The organism is Polyangiaceae bacterium (assembly GCA_020633235.1).
Lineage (GTDB): Bacteria > Myxococcota_A > Polyangia > Polyangiales > Polyangiaceae > JACKEA01.
In genome coordinates, this window is sequence record JACKEA010000006.1 from 718069 (window position 1) to 735024 (window position 16956).

Annotated in this window: 16 protein-coding genes; 12 read left to right on the top strand and 4 right to left on the bottom strand. The window is 65.9% G+C overall.

What is annotated here, in order from left to right; translation table 11 throughout:
* Window positions 1-30 precede the first annotated feature (30 nt).
* Window positions 31-1653: an alkaline phosphatase family protein gene (locus H6717_32960; protein MCB9581890.1), complete on the top strand. Its 1623-nt coding sequence runs from the start codon at window positions 31-33 to the stop codon at window positions 1651-1653.
* A 3-nt stretch (window positions 1654-1656) separates the two neighbouring features.
* Here the strand turns inward: H6717_32960 and H6717_32965 are convergent, their stop codons facing one another.
* Window positions 1657-2277, bottom strand: a complete 621-nt coding sequence (locus H6717_32965) for a DUF4352 domain-containing protein (protein ID MCB9581891.1) — start codon at window positions 2275-2277, stop codon at window positions 1657-1659.
* A gap of 1323 nt (window positions 2278-3600) precedes the next feature.
* On the opposite strand from H6717_32965, the gene H6717_32970 reads away from it, so the two are divergent.
* Window positions 3601-4563: a hypothetical protein gene (locus H6717_32970; protein ID MCB9581892.1), complete on the top strand. Its 963-nt coding sequence runs from the start codon at window positions 3601-3603 to the stop codon at window positions 4561-4563.
* Window positions 4564-4687: 124 nt separating this feature from the next.
* On the opposite strand, the gene H6717_32975 is transcribed toward H6717_32970, so the two are convergent.
* Window positions 4688-5368 (bottom strand): DedA family protein, encoded by a 681-nt coding sequence (locus tag H6717_32975; GenBank protein MCB9581893.1) that lies wholly within the window; start codon window positions 5366-5368, stop codon window positions 4688-4690.
* Window positions 5369-5532: 164 nt separating this feature from the next.
* Here H6717_32975 and phoU (H6717_32980) point away from each other — a divergent pair, with 164 nt between their 5' ends.
* The 4 genes from phoU (H6717_32980) (at window position 5533) to H6717_32995 (ending at window position 10174) form a co-directional block, all read left to right on the top strand.
* The gene (gene phoU, locus H6717_32980; GenBank protein ID MCB9581894.1) at window positions 5533-6228 is read left to right on the top strand and encodes a phosphate signaling complex protein PhoU; all 696 of its coding nucleotides are present in this window, start codon (window positions 5533-5535) and stop codon (window positions 6226-6228) included.
* A 117-nt stretch (window positions 6229-6345) separates the two neighbouring features.
* Window positions 6346-7530: a glycosyltransferase gene (locus H6717_32985; GenBank protein MCB9581895.1), complete on the top strand. Its 1185-nt coding sequence runs from the start codon at window positions 6346-6348 to the stop codon at window positions 7528-7530.
* Window positions 7531-7658: 128 nt separating this feature from the next.
* Window positions 7659-8360 carry a response regulator gene (locus tag H6717_32990; protein ID MCB9581896.1) on the top strand — a complete coding sequence of 234 codons (702 nt, stop codon included), beginning with the start codon at window positions 7659-7661 and terminating at the stop codon, window positions 8358-8360.
* Entirely contained in the window at window positions 8357-10174 is a 1818-nt protein-coding gene (locus H6717_32995; GenBank protein ID MCB9581897.1) for a PAS domain-containing protein, read from the top strand. Before H6717_32990 ends, H6717_32995 begins: the two co-directional genes overlap by 4 nt.
* Window positions 10175-10177: 3 nt before the next feature.
* Here the strand turns inward: H6717_32995 and H6717_33000 are convergent, their stop codons facing one another.
* Window positions 10178-10426, bottom strand: coding sequence for a hypothetical protein (locus tag H6717_33000; GenBank protein MCB9581898.1), 249 nt, complete (start codon window positions 10424-10426; stop codon window positions 10178-10180).
* Between the two features lie 46 nt (window positions 10427-10472).
* Window positions 10473-10976 (bottom strand): hypothetical protein, encoded by a 504-nt coding sequence (locus tag H6717_33005; protein ID MCB9581899.1) that lies wholly within the window; start codon window positions 10974-10976, stop codon window positions 10473-10475.
* A gap of 182 nt (window positions 10977-11158) precedes the next feature.
* On the opposite strand from H6717_33005, the gene H6717_33010 reads away from it, so the two are divergent.
* The 6 genes from H6717_33010 (at window position 11159) to phoU (H6717_33035) (ending at window position 16940) form a co-directional block, all read left to right on the top strand.
* Window positions 11159-12301 (top strand): hypothetical protein, encoded by a 1143-nt coding sequence (locus H6717_33010; protein MCB9581900.1) that lies wholly within the window; start codon window positions 11159-11161, stop codon window positions 12299-12301.
* A gap of 111 nt (window positions 12302-12412) precedes the next feature.
* Window positions 12413-13501 carry a phosphate ABC transporter substrate-binding protein PstS gene (gene pstS, locus H6717_33015; protein MCB9581901.1) on the top strand — a complete coding sequence of 363 codons (1089 nt, stop codon included), beginning with the start codon at window positions 12413-12415 and terminating at the stop codon, window positions 13499-13501.
* Between the two features lies 1 nt (window position 13502).
* Window positions 13503-14486: a phosphate ABC transporter permease subunit PstC gene (pstC, locus tag H6717_33020; protein MCB9581902.1), complete on the top strand. Its 984-nt coding sequence runs from the start codon at window positions 13503-13505 to the stop codon at window positions 14484-14486.
* Window positions 14487-14488: 2 nt separating this feature from the next.
* Window positions 14489-15337, top strand: a complete 849-nt coding sequence (pstA, locus tag H6717_33025; GenBank protein MCB9581903.1) for a phosphate ABC transporter permease PstA — start codon at window positions 14489-14491, stop codon at window positions 15335-15337.
* Window positions 15338-15363: 26 nt separating this feature from the next.
* Window positions 15364-16200, top strand: a complete 837-nt coding sequence (pstB, locus tag H6717_33030) for a phosphate ABC transporter ATP-binding protein (protein ID MCB9581904.1) — start codon at window positions 15364-15366, stop codon at window positions 16198-16200.
* Between the two features lie 50 nt (window positions 16201-16250).
* Entirely contained in the window at window positions 16251-16940 is a 690-nt protein-coding gene (gene phoU / locus H6717_33035) for a phosphate signaling complex protein PhoU (GenBank protein ID MCB9581905.1), read from the top strand.
* Window positions 16941-16956 lie beyond the last annotated feature (16 nt).

The following is a 16956-nucleotide window of genomic DNA, read 5'->3' on the forward strand; positions in this document are numbered from 1 at the left end:
TCGTCACGCGTGGACGCTACGAGAGCGGACATGTCGATTCGAAGAGCTCTCGCGCTGGTTGCGATCGCGACGGTGGGTTGCGCGTCCCTGTCGAGCACGGATCCCGTGGTGAGTCCGAAGCGCGAGGTGCCGCGGCCAGCCGACAAGCCTCAGATCGTGATCGCGGTGACCATCGACCAACTGGGCAGCTGGGTGCTGGACCGGCACCTGTCGCGGCTGGACGCGGACGGGGCGATCCGCACCGCCATTGCTCAGGGTACGTACCACCACCGCGTGGCGTATCCGTACGCGTCCACCTACACGGCGCCGGGTCATGCAGCAATCCATACCGGAGCCGCGCCCTACCAGAGCGAGATCCTGTCCAACGAGCGCTTCGACCCGGAGCGGGGCGAGGTGGCCTGGGTGGACGACGCTGCCTATCCGCTCTTGGGAGACGAGAAGCACTCCGCGAGCCCGCGGGTCCTCGCCGTTCCCACCGTGGGGGACGCATTGAAGACCGCCACGGCAGGACGCGCACTGGTGCTGTCCGTCTCCTTGAAGGACCGCGCGGCGGTGCTGAGCGGCGGCAAGCACGCGGATCTGGCGCTGTTCTACGACTCGAGCATTCCGGGCTTCACCACCTCGAAGTACTACGCGAAAGAGCGTCCGCCCTGCGTGACGCAGTCCGAGCGCGCCCAGCCCCTCGATACGTTGCTCGCACCCTGGACCGCACCGAAGAACGTTTCAGGGCTCGACGCGCAGGAGGGCGAAGGCTCCTGGAAGGGCTGGACAGCGAGCTTTCCCCACGACCCCCGAGAGTCCAGCGCGCCTTACTCGGTGATCAAGGCCACCCCCGCGATGACAGATTGGATGGTGGAGCTGGCGAGCACCTGCGCGGACGACATGGGTCTCGGCAAGGACGACGTGCCGGACCTGCTCGCCCTCAGCATTTCCGGAACGGACTACGCCGGGCACGTGTTCGGCCCCGAGTCTTGGGAGTACGTCGACAATCTGGTTCGAGCCGACCGCGCGGTGGGGCGCTTGATTCGCCACTTTCAGCGACGCGCGCGCGTGTCGGTGCTGATCACCTCCGATCACGGCGTGACGCCCCTGCCGGAGACGTCGCTGGCGGAGGGTCGACCTGGTGGGCGCTTGATGCCGAAGGAGCTCGTGGCTTCGCTGAACGCCGCGGTGTCGGATCGCCTGGGTGCCGGCGAGTGGGTGACTGCGTTCGTGGCGCCGTTCGTGACTCTGGCGCCGGCTGCCGAGAAGCGTCGCTCCGAGGTGGTCGAAGCCGTGGTGGAAGCCGCGCGGGCGCTGCCGGGAGTGTACGGTGCCTTCGACGTGCTCGACGCCGCACCGCTGCGTCAGAGCCGTGATCCCATCGAGCGCGCCGTGGGGCTGTCCATCGACGCCCGCCCGCCGGGCGACGTGTACCTGGTGCCGAGCCCCGGTTTCGTGGTGGATCCGGACCTGGCAGTGGGGCAGGGCACGAGCCACGGTGGGCCGTGGGCAACGGACCGCGAGGTGCCCGTGCTGTTCTTCGGTGCCGGCGTCGAAAAGAGCGTCAGCCACGAGACGCAGGACGCGCTCAGCACCGCGGCCACGATTGCGGCGCTATTGGCAGTGCCTGCGCCGAGCGGGGTGGCGCTGCCCGGAGTTTCCGCGCCGTAGCGCTCAGCGCCCCAGGTCGACCACCACCGTCTGACTCTGCGACTTCACGATGAGCGGCATGTAGGTGAGCGTGAGTCCCTTTGCGGTAGTCGGGATCTCGAACGTGACGAACCCCTCTGCCTTCTCGCCCGACGAGAGGCGAAGAGATTTGAGGTCTGGGGTGCAGCCGCCGAACACGCTCGAGTAGGTGTAGCCACTGGAGTCCGTGACCTTGGCGTAGAACGGGTTGACCGGGACTTGGCGGCTACCCGTGGCCTCGATGTGGATTCGAACCCCGAGCTTGATGTTTCCCGGCTTCGGCTTGAAGTACTTGGGAACCTTGCACTCCTGCACGTCCGAAGCGGTCAGTGCGTAGTCGGGCAACTTGGCGGTCTCACCGATGGCGACCTTGGTCGCCGGTTGGGAATCCTGATCGGGTGGCGCCTCGGCTTTTGCGACGGCTTGCGGTGCGGGCTCGGGACAATCGGGTTCCGGCGCTTCGGCTCGTTCTGCTTCCAGCTGTCGGATCCGCTGCTCCAGCTGGGCGATCCGCTGCTTCGAAGCGTCCGTTTGCCGGGCGCACCCGGTCGTGCATGCGACCACAAGGGGAAGGCAGCCCCTTCCCACCCAGACGATCTGCCTCATGGGCCCTACTGTACTCGGAACTGGAGCAGCGAGGATCCCGCGTGGTTCCGCGCCGTGAAGAAAGAAATGTCTCTCCTCACACATTCGTGGGTGAGGGCTTGTTGGTTCGGCGCGATTCTCTCCACGTTTCGGCCATTGCGAAGGGCGAAGCGCACAGTGGTCGCCTGCTGTGTCGATCACACAACGACCTCCACGTTCGGCAAACGTACGGCAGTGAAGTCATCGGCGAGAAGATCCAGCGCGCCGGATCAGCGCCGACTCGAGACGAAGTGCCGGACACGACTCCGGACGCCGAGGAGTAGTGTGGCAAGCTCCGCGTGGCGCTCACCAGCATGGGCTCCAAGAAGGCGGAATGCCGTCAGGTAGTCGCAGCGCTACGCCCGGAGGCCGCACGCTTGCCTTTGGACCAGCTCATTCGCGAGGCGCTGCTCCGACTCACGCCGCGCTGAGCCTTCGCTGGCGAATGTCGTTTCACGTTCCGAGCAGGGGGAACGCGGCGGACCTTTTCCGCGCTGGACCAACAATCCCATGCCAAGCGTTGGTCCCACCTCTACGGCCGCCGTGATCGCCCTTTGCACCCACTAGACCCCTGTTCACCTGGGTTGACCACAACAGACGCCACTCTGGAGAGAACGACTGACGGTCGCGCCGCCGTTGCCGCGCGTCGTTCGAGGGCGGGCGCGCGCGGCCTTGTGAGCCAAGCGACCGGAAGAGCGCAACACGAGACGAGCGCGAACGGACGACAGAAATCGACACCGCGAAAGCGAACTATGTTGACGAGCTTGCGGACGCTCCGCGCTCTCATTTCGCCGATCTGGTTCGCACAGCGCCTGCACAGCGCATGTGTGCCCAGTGGTGGCGAGTTCGAAACGAAATCGATCTTCGAAGTGTCCGCGCGCTCGAAAGCGCAGCCAGGGGGCGCTGAAGAAGGCGAAATTTCCCGTGGTATGCCGGAAGGAAACCACGGGGGTTCATCATGTCATCGTCCAAAGCCATTTCCGTAGAGCTGTCTGCCACCGAGCGCACTGCGCTCTCCGCACTTCAAGACCTCTCCAATCGCGATCTCTGGTCCAGCGCGGTCGTTGCCAACGCCGGGCGGCGCAAAGCGATCGCGCACTTGGTCGCGCACCTCGCCGAAATCGACCGACGTGGTGTTGGAGGAGGCAACCGGTTGGAATGGTCGCGGCACGGGGTTGGGCCCCCGTGCGGGGTGTGGGGCGCAGCCCCACCGAGAATGCCGGCGGGGCCGGCGCCGACTGGCATCGAATGAGCACAGGCGCGGGGCGCTGTCGGTCTGGACACGTAATTCAAGCCTACTCCTCCATGTACGACTTCTGCGTGCGTGGCCTGGGGATGAGCGAGGGCACGGCGTATCGGAGCATCGCCGGGGCGCGGGCAGCGCTGTCGTTTCCGGTGGTGCTTTCGCTACTTGCTAGCGGAGATTTGCACCTTTCCGGGCTTTCGCTCTTGGCTCCGCGACTCACGCAGGACAATCACACTGCGCTGCTGGGAGAAGCCGCCGGCAAGACCAGCGCGGGGATTCGCGTCGTGCTCGCGCGCTGGTTCCCGAAGCCCGACGTCCCGGACCGGGTCGAGCCCAGAGCAGGGAAGGGGTCGCGGGCCGGCGTGGAGCCGCTCTCGGAAGGGCGCTTCGAGGTGCATTTCAGCGCCGGAGAGAGCCTGAAAGCGAAGCTCGAGCACGCCCAGAATCTGCTGAGCCACGTGAGCCGGGAGCTGGAGGTCGTGGTCGAGCGGGCGCTCGATGCGCTGATTCGCGAGCTGGAGAACAAGCGCTGGGGCGTTACGGACAAGCCGCGCCGCTCCCGCGGAACGAAGCCGGGCGAGCCCGGCCGTGCAGCCCGGCGCGAGGTGTACGAGCGCGACGGTGCCCAGTGCTGCTTCGTGTCGGAGTCCGGGGTGCGCTGCACGGCGACGGCGTTTCTCCAGTACGACCACATCGAAGCCACCGGCATCGGTGGTGGCGATGGATCCTCCAATGGTCGGCTGTACTGCGCCAGCCACAATTTGAATGCGGCCAAGAAGACCTTCGGTCGCGAGTACGTCGAAGAGAAGATTCGCCTTCGTCAGCGAAGGCATTCAGAGGCTGAGGACGCCGAGTCGCGGGAGAAGCAAGACAAGCTCCTCCTGGCGCTCACGAGCCAAGGCTTCAAGAAGGCCGAAGCCAAGAAGGCGACGGAAACGCTCGCTCGAGAAGCGCGCACCCTCTCGCGAGAAGAGCTGCTTCGGCGCGCCCTGGCGCTGCTCGTTCCGCGATCGGCGGGCTGATTCCGCGCCGAATCGACAAGCCACCCGACAAAGAGATCGTCGTTGAGCCGCCGCTTTGCGAGAGAGGACCAACTCAGGTGAGCACTGGGGTTAGGATGTGAGGAGAGGCAAGAAAGAAGACGCGTTAGGCCTTGGCCGGCTCGCTCTTCTTCATGATCTTGTTGCTCACCAGCACGTAGACCACGAACACCACCAGGCATGCCGGGATGATGTAGATGAGGTCGTGCTTCACCATGGCCTTGCCCTGGTGCACGAGGTCCGCGTAGCTCATCGCGGCGGTGCTCTTGCCGAGATAGAAGCCGATGCCGGTGAGAATGGTGACCCAGATACCAGCGCCAAGCCCCGTCCACAGCGAGAAGCTCTTGATGGGCATGCGCGAGATCCCCGCGGGAATGCTGATCAGCTGACGAATCGCGGGCAGCAGGCGGCACACGAAGGTGGCGCCGGCGCCGTACTTGCGGAAGACCTCTTCGGCGCGCTCGAGCTTCGCTTTCGGAAGCAGGAAGTACTTGCCGTACTTCTCCAGGAACGGCGTGCCGAGCCAGCTGAACAGGTAGTAGTTCACGAAGGCGCCGACCAGCGATCCACCGACGCCGGCGAGCACCGCCACTGCGGCGTCGCCCATGGGGGAGCCGAGCGTCAGCTCGCCGCGGGCAGCGAGGAAGCCGGCCGGGATCATCACCACTTCACTGGGGAAGGGGATGAAGGAGCTCTCCACCGCCATGAACAGGAGGATGAGCAAGAAGCCCCAGGTGGGCGCATGAGCGGCGGCCGTCTCGATGTACTGGATCAGAGCGTCGGTCATTGGGTCGCGGGGGCGTAGCGCAGCCACAGCGGGAAGTCGAAAGAAGCGATGTGTCACAAAGTATCACGAGCAGCTTGTCGTTACGCCGCGGAACCTCATTTCCCGAGAGTTTCCGCGGTCGTCATCCGGTCGTCACGCCGCCCGCCCATACTGCTCAGCCCGACATGGAGCCGTCCCACCCGGATCCACACTACGCCGCCGAGCTGTTCGAGCTGCGGGAAGGCGTGCTCCTCATGGGAGCGCGGGTGGAGGAAATGCTGTCGGCGAGCTGGCGGGCGTTTCACACGCGCGATTCGCTCCTCGCCCAGCGCACCGCCAAGAACGACTCGCAGGTGGATCGCCTCGAGGTGGAGCTCGACGAGCGCTGTCTTCGGGTCCTCGCTCGCTGGAAGCCCGTTGCTTCCGATCTGCGCTTCGTGACCGCGGTGCTGAAGCTGGTGACCAACCTGGAGCGAATGGGCGATCTGGCGGAGAGCATTTGTCGGCGGACACTGCAGCTCAACAGCCTGCCGCCGGTGGCTACGGCGGCACCTCTGGTGACGATGGCGGAGACGGCGTTCCAAATGGTGGCGGACTCCCTGGACGCTTTCTCGCGACAGGACGCGGCCCGGGCCGGCGCGGTGATCGGGAAAGATCGCATCGTGGACGCCTGCTATGCCCAGAGCTTTCCCGCACTGCTCACGCTGATGGCCAAGGACGCAACACGGATCCCGGTGGCGACCGCGCTGTCGGACGTGGCGAAGTCTCTCGAGCGGATCGCGGACCAAGCCACGAACGTCGCCGAGTTGGTCGTGTTCATCGTGGACGGCCGCCAGCTCAAGCACCTGGATCGCGCGCGCGACGGCCTCGCCGCGAGCTGATCGTTTCGTCGCTGACACCCCGCCGCCACGCGCGTAGTCGGAGTTTTCAGCGATGTCGCGGGGGCGTGGCTCCGGTGACAACCAGCGCTGCGAGCATGGCGGCAGGGAAAAAAAGCCATGCTCCATGCCGCATTCGTCGTGGTCATCGCGGGAGCTTCCTTTTCCGTGCTGGCCCTGCTCGTGACTCGGGTTGCCGTGCTTCGGGTGCTTCGCCGCAAGCCCGAGCGGCGCGTCACCCCGGCGATCTCCGTGCTGAAACCCGTGAAGGGGTTGGACGAGGGCTTGTTCGAGAATCTCGCCTCCCTCGCTCGTCAGGACTACCCCGACTTCGAGGTCCTGATCGGCGCCGAGAGCCCCGACGACCCCGCCCTGGCCATCGCTCACCAGGTTCGTAGGGAGTTCCCGGCGGTGCGCATTCGAGTGATCAGTGGGGCGCCCGCGTTGGGGGAAAACCCCAAGGTGAACAATCTGGCAATGCTGGCGCGCCACGCCGAGCACGACTGGATCTTGGTGAGCGACTCCAACGTGCGGGTCGAGCCCGACTACCTCTCCGCCATGGCCGCCGAGACGGCGGATCCGAAGGTGGCGCTGGTTTCCTCGGTGCTGGCCGGCAACGGCGAGCGAAGCTTGGGGGCCCTGCTCGAGAACCTGCACCTGTCGTCTTTCGTGGCGCCTAGCGTGTGTGGCGCGGAGGTGATCGCGAATCACCCGTGCGTGGTGGGCAAGTCCATGCTGATCCTCCGGGAGGCGCTGGAGGCGCAGGGCGGCTTTCGCTCCGTGGCCAACGTGCTCGCCGAGGACTACCTCCTGGGGCAGCGATTTCACCGAGCGGGACATCGCGTGGCCCTTTCGCCTCACGTGGTCACCACCTTGAACGCCGAACGCAGCGTCCGGGACTTCCTCGCACGGCACCTGCGCTGGAGTCAGATGCGACGTCGCATCAATCCCGTCGCCTATGCCCTGGAGCCGCTTTCGCTGCCGACGCCGTGGTGGCTGTTGGCCCTGCTCCTGTCGACCTTCGAGCCCGCCGGAGCAACGTTCGCGGTGGGAGTCGCGGCACTGCTCGCGACCTTGGTCACGCTCGCTGCGGACGCCGTGTGTGCGCGGCAGTTGCGGGGACAGTGGGTCGACCCAGTGGACCTCGCGTGGCTGCCGGTGAAAGACCTGATGATTGTCGGGGTCTGGTCCCTGGCGCTGGTGAAGAAGACGGTGTGCTGGCGCGGCAAGCTGATGCGGATCGGAGCTGGATCGGAGCTGACACCGCTACCCGCCGAGGCGGCGCCGGCAGCGGAGGTCGCGTGACGGCGTTTTCTTCCCGAATCTCGGAGATCGAGCCCGGGGCGTCGCTCTCGCTCGGACGCTGTGCTACCCACACGTTCAGCGGACGTCACGTGCCTGTCACATGCGGGGGTTACGTCCCAGGACGAGCCATGGCCAAAGTCCTCGTCATCGAAGACGAACGGGATCTGCGCGAGGTGCTCGGGTACAACCTGGAGCAGGCGGGGCACACCGTGCTGCTCGCGGAGCGCGGAGCGGAGGGGCTCCGGATGGCGAAGGAGCACCGACCGGAGTTGGTGCTGCTCGACCTGATGCTCCCGGACATCTCCGGCACCGAGGTGTGTCGTTCCCTGAAGGAGGACGCGACCACCCGCGGCATGTCCGTGGTGATGCTCACGGCCCGGGGAGAAGAAGTGGATCGCGTGGTCGGCTTCGAGCTGGGAGCAGACGACTACATCGTCAAGCCGTTCAGCGTTCGGGAGCTGCTGCTCAGGATCCAAGCCATCTTGCGGCGTGGCAAGGTGGTGGAGACGTCCCCTGACGCGATGATCGAGTTCGGCCGTCTCAAGATCGACCGAGAGGCGCACCGCGTATGGGTGGAGGGCAAGGAGATCGAGCTGACCGCCCTCGAGTTCCGCCTGCTGGTGACGCTGTACGACCGCCGAAACCGTGTGCAGACGCGTTCCACGCTGCTCGACGACGTGTGGGGCATCCAGGCGGACATCACCACTCGAACCGTGGATACTCACGTCAAGCGTTTGAGGGAGAAGCTCGAGGGGGCCCGCGACTACGTGGAAACGGTTCGTGGGGTCGGGTATCGCTTCCGCGGTAGCCCGGACGAGGCTTCTGCTTGAAGCTGGGGATCCGCACCAAGCTCTTTCTGATCTCCCTGGGGCTCATCGTCCTCACCGTCGTGGTGTCTTACGCATATGCGCGGTCCACGGTGGACAAGGCGCTCACCGAGCAGGTGCGACGAGACCTGGCGGTGCGCGCCACGCTGGTGGCGCACGACGCCCAGAAGCTCCGCGCGCCCTTGGACGATCGCGCCAAGTGGGATGCCTTCGCGGGAGAGGTCGGGCAACGGGCCGGCGCGCGGGTCACGATGATCCGCAACGACGGCGTCGTGATTGGGGACTCCGAGGTCCCTACGGAGCAGCTCGCCGGGCTGGAGAATCATCGCAACCGTCCAGAGGTGCGCCGAGCCCTGGCGGGGGAGACCGGCGAGGACTCTCGCATGAGCGAGACCGTCGGGCATCGCTTGATGTACGTGGCGGTGCCCTTCGAGCACGATGGGACGGTAGTCGGCGTGGCGCGCGTCGCGCTGCCCCTCACCATGGTGGACGTTGCACTGTCGGGACTCACCAACGTCCTCAGCATCGCGACGCTGATTGCGCTGGCCGTCGCCATCGTGATGTCCACGGTTGCGGCGCAGCTCGCGTCTCGCACGGCGCGGTCCCTCACGGACGCCGCTCGACGCATGGCGGGGGGCGACCTGAGCGTGCGCACGAAGCAGAAGGGCCACGACGAGTTTGGCGAGCTCGGGCGCGCACTGGACCGGCTGGCCGAGTCGCTTTCCACTACCCTGGAGGAGCTCCGCAGCGAGCGTGACCGCGCGGCCGGCATTCTGAGCGGCATGCAGGAAGGCCTGTTGATGTTGGGGCGGGACGGTCGCGTGGCGTTGGTGAACCCCGCCCTGCGAGAGATGCTGCTCCTGGGGGCGGACGCCGTGGGCAAGACGCCGCTGGAGGTGATTCGTCACGCCGACTTGAAGGAGCTCTTGGATGGGGCGCTCACCTCGGAAGAGAGTGGCAGCGTGGAAATCGAAGTCGGGGGCCTGCGGCCCCGCCGCCTGATGGTCCGAGCCACACCGCTTGCGGGAAAGGAGGGTGGGGTGTTTGCGGTGTTCGTGGACGTCACCGAGATGCGGCGGCTGGAGACGCTCCGGCGGGACTTCGTGGCCAACGTGTCGCACGAGCTGCGCACGCCCGTGACGGCCATTCGGTCGGCTGCCGAGACGCTGGAGGCGGCGGTGGATCGCGATCCAGTGGCGTCTCGCCGCTTCGTGGACATCATCGACCGCAATGCGACGCGACTTCACGAGCTGGTGGAGGACCTCCTGGACCTGTCACGCATCGAGTCGCGTCAGTACAAGCTCAACGCCGAGCCGATGGACATCGAGCCGGTGCTGTCCCACGTGCTCGGCTTGTTCCGGGAGCGGGCCGACCGCGGGGGCGTCGAGCTGCTGGTGGAAGCCAGCGACGACTTGCCGCTGGTGAGCGCGGACCGGCGTGCGATCGAGCAGGTGCTGTCCAACCTCGTCGACAACGCCGTGAAATACTCGACCAAAGGCTGTCAGGTGACGCTGTCGGCGAAGCTGAGCGATGGCAAGGTGGAGGTGAGCGTTGCGGACACCGGCACCGGCATCGAGGAGCGCCACTTGCCGCGCTTGTTCGAGCGCTTCTATCGGGTGGACGCCGGTCGCTCTCGGGAGCTCGGCGGAACGGGCCTCGGGCTCAGCATCGTCAAGCACCTACTCGACTCCATGGGCTCACGCATCGACGTGGAGAGCACCCTGGGCAAAGGCACCACGTTCCGGTTCACGCTGCGCGTGGTGGACGTCGACGCACCGCTCACCGCCGCCGCGGAAGTCCGCCCCGTCCTGCACTGAAGCTCATTCGTCCGGAAGGTCGTACTTGAGCGGGTCGATGACCGGCAGCGTGGGGCGGGATTCCTTGCGGGGCTCGTGGTCGTGCCGCAGGGGGTCGTCTTCCGGCAGGGTAGGGAGCAGCGGGCGATGTGGGGGCGCGACGCGTGTGTGCACTGGGGGGACCTTGGGTGTGGGCTCCTCGACGTCTTCCCATCCAGAGTCGATCTCGCTCAGGTCCGGTGCCTTGGCCTTCTTTGAGTCCACGCCGGGCATTCGGGCTCACATATAGCAGCGCCACCGCGATGTGCGCCAGTCGGGGTCAGGGAAGGGTGAGGGCGGAGAGCACCTCTCGCCACGCCGCGTCCATCCGTTTGGCCTTGGAGGCGTCCCCCACGAGCATCACGCTCAACGCGGCATCGGGGCCCAACGGCGCGATGAGTAGCTTGACGGAAACACTGCCCCCGTCTTCTCGAGCACTGCCGCTCAGCACCCGGACCGCCTTGCCGTCCACGCTCGCTGTGGCCTCCGTTACCTGGCGGATTCCGAGAGCCGCGAGCGCTTGCTTGCGATCTTCCGTGACGGCGCCGAGCGCGCCGCCCGGATGGCGGCCGAGGAGCAGGGCGAGCTCGCCGTCCGTGAGCTCGTAGCCGCCCGCGTCGTTCTCGCCTCCGCGCCACGTACTCGGCAGCTTCAGGGTGGCACCCCAGGCCCGGACTGCTGCGTCGGCGGTTTCGTCGGCGACCGCCGGCTTGGGCTCGGACCGTTTCTGGCAGGCCGACAGCGGGAGAGTCAGCAGCAGTAGCCAGAACGTCACGCGGGTCATCGAACGGTCCTCGGCGACACCCAGTTTTCTCCGTATTCACCCATGCGTCACCATCCCGTCACAGCGACAGAGGCATATCCCGCGACACGAACGCCATGCGAAATCCTGCTCTACCACTCGCCGCCCTCCTCCTTGCCGCTCCTTCCGCTCTGGCGCAACCAGCGCCCCCCGAGCCGCCCATAGTGGAACCCCCGCCGGCCGCAGAGCCCGCGGCTCCCACGGAGCCGCCCGCTGCGGAGCCCCCCGCTGCCGAGCCGCCCGTAGCAGAGGCGGCGGTCGTCGAGCCGCCGACGCCCGCCACGGAGCCCGCGCCCGCCGCAGAGTCCGCTCCGGCCGAGCTTCCCAAGAAGCTCGCGGTCGGTAAGGAGGGATTCTTTCAGCCCGGCGCGCTGCTGCAGGGTTGGTTCTTTGCGGCCCGCGACTCCGGCGAGACCATGACCACGTTCCGGGTTCGTCGTGCGGAGCTGAAGATCAAAGGCCAGATCCTCCCGGATTTCCTGGCCTACGAGGTGATGATCGACCCCGCCAAGCTGGTGGAGGACAAGACCAAGTCGGTGACGGTCGAGGGGCAGGACCCTGCGCCAACGACTGCGGGGACCGTCGATGCACCAGCTCCCACGGGGATCCTGCAGGATCTCTACATCACGTTCTTGTCGGAGTACGCGGACGTGTCCATCGGTCAGTTCAAGATCCCGGTCTCGTGGGAAGGCTACAATTCTTCGAAGAAGCTCCTGTTCCCCGAGCGGGCACTGAGCAGCAAGAAGTTCGGGGACCGCCGCGATCTTGGCATTCGCGTCGAGAAGAAGCTCGGCGATCACTTCTATTACTTCGCCGGTGTGTACAACGGAGAGGGCCAGAACCGCGCCGATACCAACAACCAGAAGGACGTGGCCTTGCGCCTCGAGGCCTATCCCATCGACGGCGTCACGCTGGGTGCCGTGGGCTATGTGGGCGTGGGCGAGCGCGACCAGCCTGGCACCAAAGACCGCGCCGAAGGCGACGTTCGGGTAGAGCTCGGCGACGCCTTGCTGCAGGCGGAGTACATCCATGGCTGGGACGGCCCCAAGGGGGCCCGCGCCGAGTCGCATGGCTTCTACGGCGCGCTGGCCTACACGCTGTTCGGCAAGCTACAGCCCGCAGTGCGGGTGGGCTACCTGGACAACGACCTCGACACCAGCGACGACGCCGTCATGCACTACGAGGGCGCGCTGAACTACTACCTGCAGGGCCAGGAAGCGCGCCTCTCCGCCAGCTACAGCTTTTTCGACAAGCAGCAGGGAAGCGATCCAGGGGAGCTGATCCTGGCCGCACAGGTCTCGTTTTGACGAGCGTAAGCCTCCGAGATCACGAATCAATTATCCGTCACTGATTTGTCACACAGCTGTTTCGGACGCGCCGCCCAGGGGTCCAGCGCCATTGCTAGTAGAGCCACCACCATGATCGATCGACGCAGCCTCCTCTCCCTCGTTCTCGCGGGTACCGCCGCGCTCGTCGTCGCCTGCAACAAAGGCGGCGACAAAGCATCGGGGGGCGAAGCCACGGGCTCGGAAAACGTGACCCTCAACGGTGCGGGAGCCACGTTCCCCTACCCGCTCTATTCCAAGTGGATGAGCGAGTACAACAAGCAGCATCCGAACGTCCGCATCAACTACCAGTCGATCGGCTCCGGGGGAGGCATCCGTCAAATCAGCGCGCGCACGGTGGACTTCGGCGCCACGGACGCCCCCATGAAGGACGAAGAAGCCAAGAAGGCGCCGGGCACGCTGATCCACATTCCGACCACCCTCGGCGCGGTGGTGGTGACCTACAACGTGCCCGACTACACCGGCAGCCTGAAGCTGACTCCGGACGTGATCGCGGACGTGTTCCTTGGCAAGATCACCAAGTGGAACGACGAGCGCATCACGGGGCCGAATCCCGATGCCAAGCTGCCCGACAAGAACATCTCCGTCGTCTATCGTTCGGACGGTAGCGGCACCACGGCGGTGTTCACGGAATACCTCGCCAAGGTCTCGGACGAGTTCAAGGACAAGGTCGGTGCCGGCAAGAGCGTGAAGTGGCCCACGGGCCTTGGCGCCAAGGGCAACGAGGGCGTGACCGGGCAGATCAAGACCACGCCGGGGAGCATCGGCTACGTGGAGCTGGCCTACGCGCTGCAAAACAAGCTGCCCACGGCCGCAATCAAGAACAAAGCGGGCGAATTCGTGCAGCCCGCCATTGCCGCCATCACCAAGGCTGCGGATGGCGTGGAGCTGCCGGACAGCATGCACGCGAGCATCACGGATTCGGCGACGCCGGGTGCCTATCCCATTTCGAGCTTCACCTACATTCTCGTGTACGAAGACGCGAAGGACGCGGCGAAGGGCAAGGCGGTGGCGGAGTTCCTCAAGTGGGCAATCCACGACGGTCAGAAGTTCGCCGATGCTCTGCACTACGCACCGCTTCCGGACGCAGTGGTGAAGAAGGTGGAGACCAAGCTCGAGACGTTGCGCTCAGGCGACAAGAAGCTCTTGTCCGGAAGTTGACGTGACACAATCCAGCGACGTTTCGCTCGTTCGGCCGCGGCCGAAGTGGCTTGCCCGCTTCGGTCGCGAAGTCAATTGGGGAGACTTCGCTTTTCGTACGGTTGCGGCCCTGTTCGCGGCGTTGGTGATCCTCACCCTCGCCGCGATGGCGCTTCAGATGTACGCCGCCTCCGCGCCAGCGATCGAGAAGTTCGGGCCCGGCTTCATCACCAGCACGGAATGGAATCCGGTGCGCGACGAGTTTGGCGCGCTGCCGTTCATCTACGGCACCGTGGTGTCCAGCCTGCTCGCGCTCGCCATCAGCGTGCCCATCTCTCTGGGGGTTGCGATCTTCTTGTCGGAGCTGGCGCCGCTCTGGCTGCGGGGGCCGGTGGGCTTCCTGGTGGAGCTGCTGGCGGCCGTACCCAGCGTGATTTACGGCCTCTGGGGCATTTTCGCCTTGGCTCCGTTCCTGCGAGAAGTGGTGGAGCCCGCGCTGCAGAAGGTCTTCGGCTTCCTGCCGCTGTTCTCGGGGCCGCATCAGGGCTTCGGCATGCTCGCGGGCGGCATCATCCTCGCGATCATGATCACGCCGACGGTTTCCAGCGTGAGCCGAGAGGTGCTGCGCGCCGTGCCGCCTACGCTGCGCGAGGGCGCGCTGGCGCTCGGGGCCACGCGCTGGGAGGCCGTGCGTTCCGCCGTGTTGCCTTACGCGCGCAGCGGTTTGGTGGGCGCGGTGATCTTGGGCCTCGGCCGCGCGCTGGGCGAGACGATGGCGATCACCATGGTGATCGGCAACCGCGCCGAGATCAGCGCGTCGCTGTTCGCGCCTTCTTACACGATGGCGAGCGTGATCGCGAACGAGTTCACGGAAGCAACCGGAGACGTCTACCTCGCGGCCCTCGCGGAGATCGGCCTGTTGCTGTTCGCGGTCACCCTGCTGCTCAACATCTTTGCCCGTCTGCTGGTGTGGCGTGTGGGGCGACCGCCCGCGGGAGCCAGGTAGCGATGGAGAACGAGCCCTACATTCGTCGAAAGATCGTGGACGCCGTCGTGCGCGGGGCCTGCGTGGTAGCCACCATAGTGGCCATCATCCCGCTGGGGCTGGTGCTGTACTACGTCACGATTCGCGGCATTGGCGGGGTGAACCTCGACTTCTTCACGGAGCTGCCGAAACCCGTGGGGGAGACCGGCGGCGGCATGGCCAACGCCTTGGTCGGTACCTTGGAGCTGGTGGGCCTTGCGTGCTTGTTCGGGATTCCGCCGGGCGTGCTCGCGGGGGTCTACCTCGCCGAGTTCGGAGACAACCGCTTCGCCAAGCTGGTCCGCTTTTCGGCAGACGTGATGAGCGGCGTCCCCAGCATCGCCGTTGGCATCTTCGTCTACACCCTGATCGTGTTGGCCACGAAGAGCTTCTCCGCCCTGGCGGGAGGGGTGGCGCTGGCCGTGCTGATGCTGCCAACCGTGACGCGCACCACGGAAGAGCTCTTGCGCCTGGTGCCGGAGGCGCTGCGCGAAGCAGCCCTGGGGCTGGGCGTGCCCAAGTGGCGCGCGACGTTGCGCGTCGTGTTGCGCACGGCGGCACCGGGCATCGCCACCGGCGTCATGCTGGCGGTCGCGCGAGTTGCCGGCGAGACGGCGCCGCTTTTGTTCACGGCCTTCAACAACCAGTTCTGGTCTCAGGGCTTGGATCAGCCCACCGCGTCGTTGCCCGTTCAGATCTACACCTACGCCGTCTCGCCCTATGAAGACTGGCATCGCCAGGCGTGGGCGGCGGCGCTGGTACTGGTTGCGATGGTCCTGCTCCTGAACGTGTCGGCGCGCCTTCTGGTTCGCCATCGAGTGAGGTCCCGATGAGCACACAGATCGAGGTATCCCTGCCCATGGTTCGGCCGCCGGAAGCACGTGCGAAAGCGCGAGAAGAAGGCGTGGTACGATCTTCCCCGGTGCACGAGGTCGCGGACGTCCCCGCGAAGATGCAGGCGCAGAGCCTCCACGCCTACTTCGGGGCCACCGAGGTGATCAAGGGCATCGACCTGCCCGTGGCGGAACGCAAGGTGACTGCCATCATCGGCCCCTCGGGTTGCGGCAAGTCTACCTTCATCCGCTGTCTGAACCGCATGCACGAGGTGGTCCCGGGGGCCCACGTGAAGGGTCACGTGCTCCTCGATCATCAGGACATTTACGCCAAGGACGTGGACCCGGTGCGCGTGCGCCGTCGCGTCGGGATGGTGTTCCAGAAACCGAACCCTTTTCCGACGCTTTCCATCAAGGACAACGTGCTGGCCGGCCTTCGCTTGAACGGTTTGAAGGTCAAGACGCCGGACGAGCTCGCGGAGCGGGCTCTGCGCCAAGTCGCTTTGTGGGACGAAGTGAAGGACACCTTGGGTCGCTCCGGGACCAGCCTCTCCGGCGGTCAGCAGCAACGTTTGTGCATTGCGCGTTCTCTCGCCCTGGAGCCCGAGGTGCTGCTGATGGACGAGCCCTGCTCTGCCCTCGACCCCATCGCGACCGCTCGTGTGGAGGAGCTGATCCACGAGCTCCGCGATCGCTACACCATCGTTATCGTCACCCATAACATGCAGCAGGCAGCGCGAGTCGCGGATTTTACAGCGTTTTTCTACCTGGGGGAGCTGGTGGAGTACGACCAGACGGACGTGCTCTTCACGCGCCCCAAGGAAAAGAAGACCGAGGACTACATCACCGGTCGCTTCGGTTGAGGGACGATCCACTCATTTTGAGGTAAACCGAAATGAGTCAAGAGCCACCCATGGACCTGCGTCACACGGATCGCGAATACGAGAGTGAGCTGCAAACCCTGCGGGAGCAGGTGCTGCTCATGGGCGCACGCGTGGAGGAGATGCTCACCAACGCCATGAAGGCGTTCGTCGAGCGCAATCCGAAGCTGGCGCGCGACACCATGGCGGTGGATCGGCAGATCGATCAGCTCGAGCTCGACATCGACGAGCTGTGCCTCAGGATTCTCGCCCGGCGCCAGCCTGTCGCGTCGGACCTGCGCTTCATCACCACCACCCTGAAGCTGGTCACGGACCTCGAGCGCATCGGCGATTTGGGAGTGAACGTGTGCGAGCGCGTGGTGGAGCTATGCGATGAGCTCCCGCTTCCCGCTGCGACCACCATCACGCGCATGTCCGACGTGGCGAAGGAAATGCTGCACGATGCATTGGACGCGTTCGTGGCGTCGGATTCGATCAAGGCCGAGGCCGTGATCGAGCGGGACAGCGCCGTGGACGCGACCTACGCGCAGCTCTTCCCCGAGCTGGTGCAGCTGATGATGTCCGACCCGAGCTGCGTGTTCCGCGCCACGCGGCTGCAGTCCGTGGGCAAGTACCTCGAGCGCATCGCGGATCATTCGACCAACATCGCCGAGATGGTCGTGTTCATGGTCAAGGGCGAGGACGTACGCCACGCCTGGGTGCTGAGTCAGGGCGGCGGCTGACAGGCCGGCATGCGGG